The sequence below is a fragment of the Luteibacter sp. GL_149 genome (assembly GCF_057834065.1).
In genome coordinates this window covers 941,704-955,954 of sequence record NZ_CM174395.1, presented here as the reverse complement: position 1 = coordinate 955,954, position 14,251 = coordinate 941,704, and the positions used below count along the sequence as shown (strand labels likewise).

Below are 14,251 nucleotides of genomic sequence, written 5' to 3'. Positions count from 1 at the left end.
CACCGCAACCAACGCGGCGACGCGGGTTGAGGTGGTCTAATCTTTCTGGACATCCTGAGGGGATTCACAGCCAGAACGAGGTGAACCATGGGACGTAAAAATATTACGCAGGCGCAGCGGGACGAAGCCGTGCATCTGATCCTGGCCGAAGGCCATTCGACACGGCAGGTGTGTGAGATGTTGGATGTCGGCCCTACGGCGTTAAGACGGTGGGTGGCAATGTACCAGGCAGAGCATCCGGCGCCAGGCAGCCAAAGGACGGCCGACGAGGACCGTCGCCGTGTCGTCGAGCTCGAGGCGCAGGTGCTCAAGCTCCAGGAGGAGCGCGAACTGCTAAAAAAATCTATCGCCTTCTTCGTTCGGGAGAACGATCGCCCACGGCGGTGATCGACGAACTGAAGGGGGCGTACGCGGTCACCCAGCTTTGTGACGCCATGGAATACCCCCGCAGCAGTTACTACGCCGGGCGCGGCGCGGAGGAACGGCCGATTCCTGACGAGCCGAAGGCGGTGACCTCGGTTCGGCAGATTCATCGGCAGAGCCGAGGCAGCTACGGTACACGCCGCATGGCTGCGGAGCTTGCCCGGCAAGGCATGCCGACGGGTCGATATCGCGCCCGCACCCTGATGAAGAAGGCGGGTGTGTGGGCCGAACGGGTACGCCGGCACTCCTATCGCAGAGCGAGCAAGGCGGCGGTGCCCGCCCCCAACCTTCTTGCGCAGCAGTTCAACGTGGCCCGGCCCAACCAGGTCTGGGTCGGCGACATCACCTTCCTGCCGACCCGACAGGGCTGGCTGTACCTGGCCATCGTGGTGGATCTGTATGCCCGGCGGATCGTCGGCTGGGCGTTCTCGATCCAGCCCAACGCGAACTTGGCGCTGGCTGCTCTGGATCAGGCGGTGAAGGACCGCAGGCCCTCGGGTGAGCTGATGTTCCATTCCGACCAGGGCTCGCAATACAACAGCTTCGGCTTCATTCGGCGCCTGCAAGGCCTGGGAATCACTCAAAGCATGAGTCGAAAGGGACACTGCTGGGACAATGCTGTCGCCGAGCGGGTCTTCGCGTCGTTGAAAACCGAATGGATGCAACGGACCTACGACACTCGTCACGAAGCCGAGAGCGACGCCACGGTCTTCCTGACGTCTTACTACAACTACCGGCGCCTGCATGCGGCCAACGGTCAGGTCCCGCCAGCCATCCACGAGATGCTGACGGCCCGAAAAAAAAACCATCGGGTGTTTAGAAATACTTGACCACCTCAGGTGACCGGCAAAGACCTCATCCGCGCACCGTCGCTCCTGCGCAGGCAGATACCGTCTTGGCCACGCTCATGCAAGGGCGATGTTCGGCTCATAAGGCTTGCCGGATCGGACCACGCCCCAAGCGATGTGCAGTAGTTTGCGCATGGCTGCGACCAGAGCCAGTTTGCGCGGTTTTCCGCGCGCGGTCAGGCGCTGAAAGAGATGCTGGATAGCCCGATTGCATCGGATGGCGGTCATGGCTGGCATGAAGAGCTTGGCTCGAAGCAGGGCGTGGCCGAGCTTGGACAGCGTGCTGCGCCCTTTCCACCTCCCCGATTCACGGATCGCCGGATTCAGTCCGGCAAACGCATCGAGCTTGCGCGGGTCGGAAAACCGCCGCAGATCGCCGACGCAACCGAGGATGAAGGCGGCGGTCAGTTCGCCGATGCCCGGGATCGATACGAGCAGATCGCTGTCCCGACGCAGGTCCGGGTCCGAGTCGATGTGGTCGTTAATCTCCCGGCGCAGGGCGTTGATTTGCCGGTCCAGTGTCTGGAGCATCTCCTCGATCGAGGGGCGGACCGAGGTGTCGGCGACCTCCCGCCGATTGGCCTCCATCTGGCGCATCCCTTCCAGATCGTTCAGCCGATAGATCAGGGCGCGCAGCTTGCGCTGCGCCGGGGTCGGCGGCTGCCAGGGCCGCAGGGGACGGGTCAGTTGCCTTTGCGCGATCGCAAAGCGGGCAATTCGCTTGGCGTCGGTGGTATCGGACTTGGTCCGCGACAGTTCGCTTTTGGCGTACGCGGCGACCTGTGCCGGATTGACCACGAAGACGGTCACCCCCCGTTCGTACAGATAGATGGCCAAGGCCTCGTGATACACCCCGGTCGCTTCCATGCACACGGCCGCATCGGGCGCATGCCGGGCCAGCCATTCGCTCAACAGCTTAAAACCTGCCGGGGTTTGCGGCATCTTGCCCTTGGTCTGGTACTTCCCCGGTCGATCCAGAGGAAGTGCTACGTCGAACGTCGCCTTGGCGACATCGATCCCCACGATGGGCTGAGTCATCAGCTGAGTCCTTAGGTCAGAAGTTTTCGCATCCGATCATCACGACCCGCCAGGCTGATCCTTACATGTGCAGGCTCACGCCACTATGGCGGGCCTAAGATACCGTTCCAGCTTCAGGCGAGTGAAACGGAACGAGGGCGCGAATCTGCCTTGCCGGCTTGATGCCGAAGGAGCCCATGGGCGTCACCTCGTTCCCACCGATGATCAGTCGGGGATTCTCGCGCCATTCGGCTCGGGAATCGACACATAAGGAGCCCAGTGCGGTGCAATCGGTTGCCGCGATAACGTTCATTCACGCTCTTAAAAGCGCGGCCGCCCGCGATATCGCCTATCCAACCACTATCGCCCTGGCCCCCTGCCTGCGCAGGGGCGACGGCGAGAAATAAAAGCGCCGAGGGAATTCACACAAAAAAAACGGCGCGCCCTCCCGGGCGCGCCGTTTTCGTTTCCCACCCGGAACTCAACGCCCCAGATTGAACAGGATGCGGCGACGCAGCGTCACCGGCATCGGTTCGCCGTTACGCATGGCGGGCTTGAACTCCCAGCGACCCACCGCGTCGAGCGCGGCGCGGTCGAAAACATGTTTGGGCTGCGAGTCGACGACCGATACGTTGGTCACCGCGCCCTGACCGTCGACGCTGAGTTCGACATCCACCCAGCCTTCCTGATTGGCACGCATCGCAGCCGTCGGATAGCGCGGACGAACCTGCTTGGTAAGCACCGCATCGCTGATCGCATCCCCATCCCCACCTGCCGCTACCGCTGGTTTTGCCGCCGCCGGTTTCGCCGCGCCGACAACCGCCGCCGATGCCTGTTGCTGCTGCGCCAGGCGAGCCGCCTGCTCACGCGCGACCTGCTGACGCTGCGCCTCCGCCGCCTGATCGGCAGCCTGCTGCTTGGCCGCCGCCGCTGCGGTCTGCGCTGCGAGCTGCTGTTGCTTCTGCTGGTCCAGTGCCGCCTGCTGCTCGCGATCGAGCGTCTTGCGCTGCGCGTCCAGCTTCGAACGCAGGATCGTCAGCGTGTAATTTTCCGGATCCGCCTTGGCCAACAGGTCGATTTCACGCTGCGCTTCGCCGAAGTCCCGCTGGTTGATCGTCTGCTCGGTCGCCGTCGCACCGAAAGGGAAGGTTTCGCGAAGCGCGTCGGCGGCCACCGGGTGGCCAGGCTGCTTCTCGAGCACCTTCATATAGAACTCGAATGCATTGTTTCCCGCCGGCGCGACGAGACGCTGCTCGTTCATTGCCTTGCGAGCCTCGGCCAGAAGCTGGTCGACACTGAGCGATTCGACGTTGGCCACGGGCGGCGCGGCTTTTGCGGCGGCGGCCGTCGGCGCCACTGCTCCGACCGGTGCGATGCCCTGATTGGCGTCGCGGTAGGGTTTGACAATGAGGAACCAGGCGGCGATGGCAAGCGCCAGAACGATGACCATCACGGCCAGGACAACGGGGCTGACGGCCCCGCGCACGCGCATGCGTGCCGGAATGCGGTTTCGGGTTTGCATGATTGCTCGCTGCAGGTTCATCGATACGCGCGCCCCCTGATGGCTTGAAGCGGAAGACCCCCCGTCTTCCGCAGCGCGGATGTGGCTGAAAGGTAACTGCAATAGAGCCACGGGTCCAGCGAATGAACCTAGGAGGTTTTCTCGGGGGCTGAAACGAAGAACCCCGACACGGGGGCCGGGGTCAAGTCTTCGAGTGTCTCCCTGCGCTGGGCACCGCAGGGAGATAATTCGAAACGACAGCTCTTTCTTATTAGTGTGAAGCTTACTTCTTGGCCTTGGCGGCCTTGGTCGCGCGTACCACCTTGGCAGCGGCAACCTTCTTGGTAGCAGCCTTGCGCGGTGCAGCCTTGCGCACGGCCTTCTTCACAGCCTTCTTCACCGCCTTCTTGGCGGCAACCTTCTTCGCGGGTGCCTTGCGGGCAACCTTCTTCGCGGCGGCCTTCTTGGCCGGCGACTTGCGGGCTACGGTCTTCTTGGCAGCGGCCTTGCGAGCACCGGTTGCCTTCTTCGCGACCGGCTTACGGGTCGATGCCTTCTTCACCGCGGTCTTCTTCACGGCGGCCTTTTTGGTGGCCTTCTTGGCCGCGGATTTCTTGGCAGTGGCTTTCTTGGTTGTAGCCATGGTTCGTCTCAGCTCCTCATCAGTTGGCAGTGGTTGCCCAGTAAAAGCGTGGAGGAACGCTTCGACCAGCAGATCGCTGTTCGTCGCGTGCCTCAGGTTATTCACCTGGCGGCGAGTGCGTTCATCGGATAGCAGACGCAACACGTGCAGCGGAATCGAGACAGTGATCTTGCGTACCGCTCCCGCTTTGTAACCGTGTTCGACATACGGCCTGATGAATTTTCCCATTCCCATATCACCCGTTCCCCGTCAATTGACGCAAAAGCTATTCCTGAACATACCCGCTGTCAATAAAATTTGGTCATGAAATGAAGACCTTGCGGGTGGTTTATAGCACCCCCGAATTACGCCGAAGGGGTATCCGGGGGCACGTTTCGCATACCTTCGATAATCGTTTGGATGTCCAAAAACAACCTGCGCAATCGAATACGAATGCGACAAAAACACCTTAAAAAAAGCTATTTTCTTAACAATCGATCACAGCACTCTCCGCGGGATGTACGCGATGTAGCGAAGCAAAACATTGCGCGTCGGAGCTCGGCTCAACCCCGATTTCGGGGCATGAACGGAAGTCGACTGAGGTGAAAAAAAATTTCCCGATCGACCGCCATTCTGGTCCGGAATGGTCGCTTCGACACCCTTTCGCGGTCGTCGAGGCGAATCGACGCGGTCGCGCCACGGACAAAAAAAGATGCCGATCGCGGACGACCGGCATCTTTTTTTCGCGTCGAATGATGGATCAGTGGTCTTCGTTTTCGATCAGTTCGGCGTACGCGTCGGCATCGAGAAGTTCATCGAGTTCCGCCTTGTCGTCCATCTTGATCCTGAAGATCCAGCCGGCGTCCCAGGCATCCTCGTTGATGGTTTCCGGCTTGTCGCTCAGCACGTCGTTCACGGCGACGATTTCGCCGGAAACGGGGGCGTAGATATCCGACGCCGCCTTCACCGATTCGACGACCGCCGCGCCGTGGCCTGCCTGGATGCTTGCTCCCAGTTCCGGCAGCTCGACGTAGACGAGGTCGCCAAGCGCGCCCTGCGCATGATCGGAAATACCGACCGTGACGGTCTTGCCATCGTCTTCGATGCGGACCCATTCATGGGACTTCAGAAATTTCAGATCGCCGGGAATCTCACTCATGGGGGTCTCCAGGGTGTCGTGTGTTGGGGAGGGCTGCCGGTTATGGCACGTAGTGTACTTCAGAGCGCACGAATCGAAAGATCGAGGAACTTGAGAGGGCGGCGCCCGACAAAAAAGGACCGCCGGATCACCTACCGACATCTGATCGATTATCCCGCAGACCTGTAAGGCTCACCCGGCATATCCGCCTAGGCAAGGACGCCTAAGGTGCTAGCCGTCGACATCGCCATGCCCTTGCCAAACAGCAGGCCGGGGCTCGCGACGACGGCACCGCATGGCGATCCCCCTTAACGCGCCATGCCCTCCCCCGCATGAATCGGAGAAGCATCATGAAATGGAATACCCACAAGAGGCTGCTAGCGGCCGCCCTGGCCCTGTGCCTGTCGGCACCGCTCCTAGCCACGCCGGATACGGCAAATTCCGTTGCCGCGGCCACACAGGACGCCGCACAAACGGTAGCCGGCATGCTCGGCGAGCAAGCCTTCGATCGACTGCTCGGCGAGCGCCTTCTTGCCGGCCCGGCGCAATTGCACGATCTCGTGTCCCGGTATCAGAACGAACATGGCATCAGCGACGCGACCCGCCACCTTCGGGAAGCGGATCGCCAGGCCCTTCATGCCAAAGGCCTGGATGGCATGTTGGCGGGAGCTTTCGAGGTGCGTCTCGTATTGCCCAAGGGATCGACGGGCGTACCGCAAGATCTGAGTACCCTGCTCGTTGCGGCCGCTCCCCAGGGCGAACGGGACGACTCCCACCGCGTAAAAGCCTATGACGCCTCGGGCAAGGTCGAGATTCTCGATGTCGATGCCGGGATCGACCGGCCGCTGCTCGTCGTCGACATCAACGGCGACGAAACGCTTCGCGCGGGCCTGGAGGTCATCAGCGCCGCCCTGCAGGACGCCGGCCTTCAATCGCCTGGCTCACTCGTAAATCGCGCTCGCGCGGCGTCGAAGGGCACCGGCGACCTGACCAAACTGACGAGCCTCCACCTCGAGTGGGATCACGAGCACAACCTCGGCTTCGATGCCGAAATCTTCGCTCTGGTGATGGGTATCAACAAAGCCGGCACCGCAGCGGAAATATCGCCCGTACCTCTTCGCTGGGTGGATAACGATAAGGTGACTTATCCGTCGAACTTCCCGATCGTCGTATGGGACGACTACAGCATCGATGCCGTCAACATCCAGCTATGGGAAGACGACGGCAATACCAACTTTCAGGAGATCGCCACCAAACTGATAAAGGCGGCAACAGACGCACTGGCCAGCAACCCGGGCACCGCACCGTACGCCCTGATCGGAAAGATCAGCGAAGCCGTCATCGCCGCGCTTCCGAAAGAGTATTTCATTAATCCGCCCGACTACGTGGACGAGTTCCATCTGATTCGCCGCGGCAAGAACTACGATGGCGTGAAGGGCGTCGTCAAACTCCAGCCCGACCAAAGGAACAATGCCACGGCGTCGTTCGAATACGAAGGCGAGTAGCTTGCGTGCAGCGAGGAGGCACGCGATGCCTCCTCGCTTTGCCGGTTACGCGTCGGCGATACCCGGCTGGGGCTTGCCGTCGCGCACGAACGGGAACTTGACTACACGCACCGGGACTTCCTTTCCGCGAATGTCCACGCGAACGTCGCCCGGCTCGCCAGCAGGAATGCGGGCGAACGCCACTGCCCGATTCAGCGTCGGGGCGAAGCTGCCCGAGAGGATTTCACCCTCGCCGTTGGCCGTGAGCACCTTCTGGCCATGGCGCAGCACGCCCTTCTCATCCAGAACGAGACCGACCATCACGCGCGGCACGCCGGAGGCCTTCTGCTTCTCCAGTGCCTGACGACCGATGAAGTCGCGACCCTCGTCGAGCGAAATGGTCCAGGCCAACGCGGCTTCCCACGGCGTGACCGTGTCGTCCATGTCCTGGCCGTACAGATTCATGCCGGCTTCCAGACGAAGCGTGTCGCGTGCCCCCAGGCCCGCCGGGGCGACGCCCGCGACGTGAAGAGCCTTCCACAGTTCGACCGTGCGCGATTCCGGCACGACGATTTCGAAACCGTCCTCGCCTGTGTAACCGGTGCGCGCGATGAACAGTGGCATGCCATCCGGACCTTCGACCTCGGCGGCGGCGAACTTGCCGAGTTTCTCGACACGGACGCGCGTTTCTTCCGGCAGCAGACCCAGCACCTTTTCGCGCGCGGTCGGTCCCTGCACGGCGATCATGCCGAACTCGGGCCGCTCGCGAACCGCGACGCCGAACGCGGACGCCTGCTTTTCGATCCACGTCAGATCCTTCTCGCGGGTGGCGGCGTTCACCACCAGGCGGAAGAAGTCTTCACGAAGGAAGTAGACGATGAGGTCGTCGATGACGCCGCCCTCTTCGTTCAGCATGCAGGTGTACAGGGCCTTGCCCGACTTCGTCAGCTTGTCGACGTTGTTGGCGACGAGCTTGCGCAGGAAGTCGCGCGTGCGCTCGCCGGTCAGGTCGACCACGGTCATATGGGACACGTCGAACATGCCGGCGCCCCGACGAACCGCATGATGTTCCTCGATCTGCGAGCCATAACTTATCGGCATGTCCCAGCCGCCGAAATCGACCATGCGCGCGCCGAGCTCGCGGTGGGTGGCATTGAGAACGGTCTTGTCGGTCATGGAGGTACCTTGGGGATAGGGCAGCCCCGCATTATCAATGCCGGCCGGCGGCAATCCAAGCGCGGGCGCAACATGCGCCCGCGCACGGGCGATAGGGATGGCTATACATACTTATATATATGTAGCCCGGCCAGGCCATCCCGGCAGCTCGGACACCTGCTAGCCTTCCCCTATGACGACGACGTCCCTCCCCGGCCGAGCCAAGGTGTTCCGCGACGCGGCGGCGTCGCGGCTGGCGCTTACCGGCGACTGGACGCTGCCGCATTACGTGGATCTGCAGCATTCGATCGCGGCGATCGCCCACGATGTCGATGCGTCGACGACCGTCGATGCGCGGGAGTTGGGCGCACTGGACACGTCCGGCGCGCTGGTCATCGCCGAACTGCTTGGAAGCGCCCGTACACAGGCACTGGCCCAGGATCCCACGATTCCGGTCGCGCGACGCGCGCTGCTGAAAACCGTCGGCGACGCGCTGGATACTTACTGTCATGCCGCGCCACGCGAGCGACGCTCGTCGCTGTCGATCCTGCTCGAACGGATCGGCCGGGCGACCGAATCGTTCTGGAAGCAGTCGCTCAAGCTGCTCGGCTTCATCGGCATGGTGCTTCAGGCTATCGCCGCGACCGTCTGGCGTCCGAAGCGGTGGCGGGTCACCGCATTGGTCTCGCACATCGAGCAGACCGGTCTCGACGCCGTTCCCATCCTTTCGTTGCTGTCCTTCATGGTCGGCGCCGTCGTGGCCTTCCTGGGCGCCACGGCACTGGCGACTTACGGCGCCAGCGTCTTCGTCATCGACCTGATCGGTTTTGCCTTCCTGCGCGAGTTCGGCGTACTCCTGACGGCTATCCTTCTGGCCGGCCGGACGGCCAGTGCGTTCACGGCACAGATCGGCTCGATGAAGGCCCGCGAGGAAATCGACGCCATCCGCACACTGGGCCTCGATCCCATCGAGCTGCTCGTACTGCCGCGGGTTCTGGCCCTGCTGGTCGCCCTGCCGCTGCTTACTTTCATCGCGATGGTGACGGGCATCCTGGGCGGCGCTGTCGTCTGCTTCAGCGTCCTGCACATGTCGCCCGCCATGTTCCTTTCGATGTTTCGCGACGATATGACCCTGGGCCAGCTCCTGGTCGGCATGGCCAAAGCCCCGGTCTTCGCATTCCTGATCGGCGTAATCGGGTGCATGGAAGGTTTCAAGGTCAGCGGCAGCGCGCAGTCGGTCGGCGAACACACAACCTCCAGCGTGGTGCAGTCGCTCTTCGTCGTGATATTGATCGATGCGGCGGCGGCGCTCTTCTATATGGAGATGGGCTGGTGAACGCCTTGCCGACTCCCGTACCGAAGCGCGAGACCGTGATCGAGGTGCGTGGCCTCGTGAACCGGTTCGGCAGCCAGACGGTCCACGACCATCTGGATCTCGATGTCTATCGCGGCGAAATCCTCGGCGTGGTCGGCGGCTCGGGCACGGGCAAGTCGGTTCTGCTGCGCACCATTATCGGACTCGTTCGGCCGGTGGCCGGCACGGTCCGCGTATTCGGCGAGAACCTGCTCGCGCTTCCGCCCGAACGACGATCCATGGTCGAACGCCGTTTCGGCGTTCTGTTCCAGAGTGGCGCGCTGTTCTCGTCGTTGACGGTGGCCGAGAACGTCGCCCTTCCCCTGGTCGAACACGCGGGCATTCCGCGTGCCGATGCCGAACGCCTCGCGGGCGTGAAGCTCGCGCTGGCCGGCCTGCCGATCGATGCGGCACGCAAGTATCCGTCGCAGCTGTCCGGCGGCATGATCAAGCGCGCGGCACTCGCGCGCGCGCTTGCGCTGGACCCCGAAATCCTTTTCCTCGACGAACCCACGGCCGGCCTCGACCCGATCAGCGCGGCGGCGTTCGACAGTCTGATCGTCACACTACGGAACGCTCTCGGCCTTACCGTATTCCTCGTTACCCACGACCTCGATACGCTCTATACGACGTGCGATCGCGTCGCGGTGCTGTCCCAGCACCGCGTACTCGCCGCGGCGCCCATCGATGAAGTGGCGGCGACGGACGATGCCTGGGTACAGGCCTATTTTCACGGGCCGCGCGGCCGCGCGGCCCTGCAATCCGCCCATCCTGAGCGGAAGGACTGACCGGAATGGAAACGCGCGCGCACCACATCCTCATCGGACTCTTCACCGTACTCGTCGTCGTCGCGGGCCTCGCCTTCGGCGTCTGGCTGGCCAAGACACGGTCGGACCAGGAGTGGAATTACTACGACGTCGTCTTCAACGAAGCGGTCACCGGCCTCTCCAAAGGCGGCGCCGTTCAGTACAACGGCATTCGGCTGGGCGACGTCACTCAGCTGCGACTCGACCCCGACGACCCGCGACGCGTCCTGGCACGCATTCGCGTATCGGGCGACACGCCACTGCGCAAGGACACCCACGCGAAGCTTGCGCTGACCGGCGTCACCGGCGTTGCGTTCATCCAGCTGAGCGGCGGCTCGCCCGGCAGCCCATTGATCGTCGGACACGATGGCGAGGTGCCGCTGATCGTGGCCGATCCGTCGCCGTTCGCACGCCTGCTCGCCAACGGTGAAGACCTGGTCACCAATATCAATCAGGTGGCCGCGCGCGCGAACGATCTCCTGTCCAAGGACAACGTCCATCACATCGAACGCATGCTCGACCATCTGGACAAGACGACCGGCGTGATCGCCGATGAGCGCGAAGACATCCGCGACCTGATCAAGCAGCTGACCATCGCCAGCCGGCAGGCAAATGCGACCCTCGCGGAAACCCAGAAGCTGGTGCAGAACGCGAACGGCCTGGTCCAGAACCAGGGCAAACCGACGCTCGAAAGCGCCCAGCGTGCGATGGCCTCCCTGGAACACACCACCGCCAGCATCGATCGTCTTCTCAACGACAACAGCGATGCCATCAATGGCGGAGCGCAAAGTCTGGGCGACCTGGCCCCCGCATTGCGCGACCTGCGCGACACCCTCAATTCGCTGCGATCGATCACCCGGCGCCTGGACGAGAACCCGAGCGGCTACCTGTTCGGCCGAGATAAGACCAAGGAGTTCACCCCATGACGCACGTCCGTCTCGCCGGCCTGCTCGGCCTTGCCCTGTTGTCGGGCTGCTCGATCATCCCCAAGGCGGAAACGCCACATATATATACGTTGCCCGCGAGTCCTGGCGGACGGCCCATGGCCGCACAGCAAGTCAGCTGGTCCCTGCGCGTGGCGACACCCAACGCGCCGCGCGCGCTGGACAACTCGCGCATTTCCGTCGTGCCCGAGACCAACACGATCACCGTGTACGGCGGCGCACGCTGGAGCGATACCGGTCCGCACCTGCTCCGCGATCGCATCGCCGACGCCTTTCGCGACAGCGGCCGGGTCGCGGCACTCAGCACCGACGAGAACGATCTCCAGGCCGATTTCGAACTGGGCGGCAGCCTGCGCGCATTCCAGACCGAATACACGAGCGGCAAGCCAGAGGTCGTGATCCGATACGACGCCCTGCTCGCCGATACGCATCGTCACCGCATCGTCGCCAGTCGTACGTTCGAGGCACGGCAGCCGGTGAATGGAAAGGAAGTACCGCAGGTCGTCGCCGCGTTCGGTCAGGCGGCCGATGCCATCAGTGCGCAGATCGTAACGTGGATCTTCGAGCAGGGTGCGACACGCGGATCGGCGCCGAAATAACGGTTTCCCTCTGTTTTATGTGGGAGCGCGCCTGCGCGCGAAAGCCAACGGAGCGAGGAGGATTTGCGTAGCATCCACACCCCGCAAATCGGGCTTGCGCAGGAAAGCATCCGTCGTCCCCGCCCTGTTGGCTTTCGCGCGCAGGCGCGCTCCCACAGGGGTTGCGTCAAGTTCGGTGAACTTTCCCCACGTACCGAAACGTCAGATTGATGCGCGGGCTATTCGCGCGGACACGTTTCGGCAAATCGTGCCGATAAAGCGCCTGCGTATCGCCAGCCATTCGCAGCAGGCTTCCATGAGTCAGGTCGATAGCGACCGTACGACCGCCCGTCTCGCGATCGCGAAAACGGAACGTCCGCGTTTCGCCGAGACTCACCGACGCGATCGTCGGCCCTGGCCCGAGCTCTGGCTCGTCGTCGGCATGCCAGCCCATCGAATCGCTACCGTCGCGATAAAGATTGGCGAGCACGCTATTGAAACTCACGCCACACGCATCGCTTACCCGATCGCGTAACGACGAGAGTACCGGCGTCCACGGATGGGGCACGAAGCGCGTCCGCGAATAGGTATAGATGGCATCGGCATCGCCGATCCATGCGGACAGACGAGGCGAATCGACCATGCGCCCGAACATCCGGATGCGATGGACCTCCCACGGCAATTCGCCGGAGAGGTGTCGCAGGAGACTATCGGCCTCCGCGACACCCAGCCATTCGGGACACATGGTGACGTCGGCACCCGGAAGATCCACGCGATACCAGCGCGCAGGTTCCGGAAACAGGCTCATCCCACGGGCTCGACCGGATATTCCGGTTCCGCGTCCAGCGACGAGGCACACACGGCCGCCAGTTCCAGCAGACGCAGGTCCGAACCGCGCGCACCGACGAGCTGCATACCGATCGGCATGCCATTGGGCAACGTACCCATAGGAATGCTGACGGCGGGACAACCGGCGAGGCTGGCGAAGCTGCACAGGTCGGCCTGCGAGGTGGGAACCGGCCCGTCGAGTGGGAACGCACCCTGCGACGTGGTCGGCAACACCAGGACGTCGACCTGCGCGAACAGCCGGCGCATCTTCAATGTGGCGGCATCGAGCACGAGATCGGCGGCGGCATACTGCGCTGCGCTTTTCGTGGCGGCGAAGTCCACCATCTGGCGGAACTGGGGCGAGACCGGATAGGCCTCGTCCGCCAGCTCTTCGCTGAAGGTGTTGAGCATCTCCGCTTCCATCAGGAGCAGGCCGGCGCGACGCGTCTTTGCGAAATCCCAGTCCGAGAAATCGACGGTGCGACGCTCGCCCAGTTCGCGAGGCAATTTTTCCAGTGCCGCCTCGAAAACGTCGATGACGTCCTGTTCGACACCGATAGCGGCCAGGTCGGGCAGAAAGCCCGCGCGAAGATTGCCCGGCTCCCAGTCCGGAGGCGAGAACGCCACACGGCGACGGCGCGAGCGGGCGTCGTCGGCGTCATAGCCGGCAAGCGTCTGCAGAAGCACGGTCAGGTCGTCCACGCCGCGCGCCAGCAGGCCCACGGCGTCAAGACGCCTTGCCGCAGGCACGAGGCCCCGTGTCGATATTTCGCCGTGCGTGGGCTTCAGTGCATAGACGCCGCAATAGCTCGCGGGAATGCGGATCGAGCCCAGGCTGTCCGAACCGATCGCCGCCGCCGCGAGTCCCGAAGCCACCGCCGCCGCCGCACCGCCCGACGAGCCGCCGGCCGTGTAACCCAGGCGATGCGGATTGTGCGTCGCACCATAATGAGGGTTATTGGTCGCCATGCCGAGCGCGCCCTCGTCCATATTCGTCTTGCCAAGCAGGACGGCGCCCGACGCGCGAAGGCGCGCTACAGCGTGCGCATCGACCTCGGCCACCCGCGTCCGCCTGCGCATGCCGGCCCGCGTCGGCATGCCGCCGACGTCGAAATTGTCCTTGATCGCGATGGGAATGCCGTCGAGCCTGCCGATAACGCCGTCGCGGCGGCGGCGATCGGCCGCCAGCGCCTGTTCCTGCGTCAGACTGGGACGCAGGTCGACATATGCATTGAGCTTCGGATTGAGCCGGTCGATGGCGTTCTGGTACACATCGGACAGTGCCTGGGGCTGGACCCGTCCACTGGCTAGCCAGTGCAACATGCGCAGGAGCGTGGCGCGGCGCATTTCGATATCGGCAACAGGCGGCAATGTATTCATGAACTCTCCCTTGTCTGGGACGATTATGGTCGGTATCCATGAACACTTCGCAAGACCCTGCCACGAATTGCGCACGTTTCAAACGCATGATTGCCGCTACGCGGCCGAAAACGGACAATGAGCGGTCATGCGCGGAATCTTCCGTGCGCCGCAGCCAGCCATAACGGAGCCAG

14 protein-coding genes are annotated in these 14,251 nt (G+C 63.2%); 7 read left to right on the top strand and 7 right to left on the bottom strand.

The annotated features are described in order from the left end of the window. Positions 1-87: 87 nt before the first annotated feature. Both AC3IR3_RS04270 and AC3IR3_RS04265 read left to right on the top strand, forming a co-directional pair. Positions 88-387 carry a transposase gene (locus AC3IR3_RS04270; protein WP_489195336.1) on the top strand — a complete coding sequence of 100 codons (300 nt, stop codon included), beginning with the start codon at positions 88-90 and terminating at the stop codon, positions 385-387. Beyond that, positions 384-1,253: an IS3 family transposase gene (locus tag AC3IR3_RS04265; RefSeq protein ID WP_489195773.1), complete on the top strand. Its 870-nt coding sequence runs from the start codon at positions 384-386 to the stop codon at positions 1,251-1,253. Before AC3IR3_RS04270 ends, AC3IR3_RS04265 begins: the two co-directional genes overlap by 4 nt. Positions 1,254-1,328: 75 nt before the next feature. Here the strand turns inward: AC3IR3_RS04265 and AC3IR3_RS04260 are convergent, their stop codons facing one another. From AC3IR3_RS04260 to gcvH, 4 genes are all read right to left on the bottom strand, one after another. Beyond that, a complete protein-coding gene (locus AC3IR3_RS04260) occupies positions 1,329-2,309 on the bottom strand; it encodes an IS110 family RNA-guided transposase (protein WP_489192309.1) in 981 nt (326 codons plus the stop codon). Between the two features lie 460 nt (positions 2,310-2,769). Then, positions 2,770-3,810 carry an energy transducer TonB gene (locus AC3IR3_RS04255; protein WP_489195772.1) on the bottom strand — a complete coding sequence of 347 codons (1,041 nt, stop codon included), beginning with the start codon at positions 3,808-3,810 and terminating at the stop codon, positions 2,770-2,772. A gap of 262 nt (positions 3,811-4,072) precedes the next feature. Further along, entirely contained in the window at positions 4,073-4,660 is a 588-nt protein-coding gene (gene metJ, locus AC3IR3_RS04250) for a met regulon transcriptional regulator MetJ (protein WP_343136918.1), read from the bottom strand. 511 nt (positions 4,661-5,171) lie between these two features. Next, positions 5,172-5,570 (bottom strand): glycine cleavage system protein GcvH, encoded by a 399-nt coding sequence (gene gcvH / locus AC3IR3_RS04245; RefSeq protein ID WP_489195771.1) that lies wholly within the window; start codon positions 5,568-5,570, stop codon positions 5,172-5,174. A gap of 329 nt (positions 5,571-5,899) precedes the next feature. Here gcvH and AC3IR3_RS04240 point away from each other — a divergent pair, with 329 nt between their 5' ends. After that, positions 5,900-7,054: a DUF3103 family protein gene (locus tag AC3IR3_RS04240; protein ID WP_489195770.1), complete on the top strand. Its 1,155-nt coding sequence runs from the start codon at positions 5,900-5,902 to the stop codon at positions 7,052-7,054. Positions 7,055-7,099: 45 nt separating this feature from the next. Here AC3IR3_RS04240 and gcvT read toward each other — a convergent pair whose 3' ends face one another. After that, the gene (gcvT, locus tag AC3IR3_RS04235) at positions 7,100-8,209 is read right to left on the bottom strand and encodes a glycine cleavage system aminomethyltransferase GcvT (protein ID WP_489195769.1); all 1,110 of its coding nucleotides are present in this window, start codon (positions 8,207-8,209) and stop codon (positions 7,100-7,102) included. 172 nt (positions 8,210-8,381) lie between these two features. Between gcvT and AC3IR3_RS04230 the strand changes: the two genes are divergently transcribed. The 4 genes from AC3IR3_RS04230 to AC3IR3_RS04215 are packed head-to-tail and all read left to right on the top strand — an operon-like array spanning position 8,382 to position 11,891. Further along, positions 8,382-9,524: an MlaE family ABC transporter permease gene (locus tag AC3IR3_RS04230; protein WP_132141977.1), complete on the top strand. Its 1,143-nt coding sequence runs from the start codon at positions 8,382-8,384 to the stop codon at positions 9,522-9,524. Beyond that, positions 9,521-10,330, top strand: coding sequence for an ABC transporter ATP-binding protein (locus AC3IR3_RS04225; RefSeq protein WP_489195768.1), 810 nt, complete (start codon positions 9,521-9,523; stop codon positions 10,328-10,330). Before AC3IR3_RS04230 ends, AC3IR3_RS04225 begins: the two co-directional genes overlap by 4 nt. Before the next feature lie 5 nt (positions 10,331-10,335). After that, positions 10,336-11,274 carry an MlaD family protein gene (locus AC3IR3_RS04220; protein ID WP_489195767.1) on the top strand — a complete coding sequence of 313 codons (939 nt, stop codon included), beginning with the start codon at positions 10,336-10,338 and terminating at the stop codon, positions 11,272-11,274. Continuing rightward, a complete protein-coding gene (locus tag AC3IR3_RS04215) occupies positions 11,271-11,891 on the top strand; it encodes an ABC-type transport auxiliary lipoprotein family protein (RefSeq protein ID WP_489195766.1) in 621 nt (206 codons plus the stop codon). Before AC3IR3_RS04220 ends, AC3IR3_RS04215 begins: the two co-directional genes overlap by 4 nt. Positions 11,892-12,057: 166 nt before the next feature. On the opposite strand, the gene AC3IR3_RS04210 is transcribed toward AC3IR3_RS04215, so the two are convergent. Further along, the gene (locus tag AC3IR3_RS04210; RefSeq protein ID WP_489195765.1) at positions 12,058-12,678 is read right to left on the bottom strand and encodes an alpha-ketoglutarate-dependent dioxygenase AlkB family protein; all 621 of its coding nucleotides are present in this window, start codon (positions 12,676-12,678) and stop codon (positions 12,058-12,060) included. Further along, the gene (locus AC3IR3_RS04205; RefSeq protein ID WP_132141981.1) at positions 12,675-14,078 is read right to left on the bottom strand and encodes an amidase; all 1,404 of its coding nucleotides are present in this window, start codon (positions 14,076-14,078) and stop codon (positions 12,675-12,677) included. Before AC3IR3_RS04205 ends, AC3IR3_RS04210 begins: the two co-directional genes overlap by 4 nt. Positions 14,079-14,251: the final 173 nt, after the last annotated feature.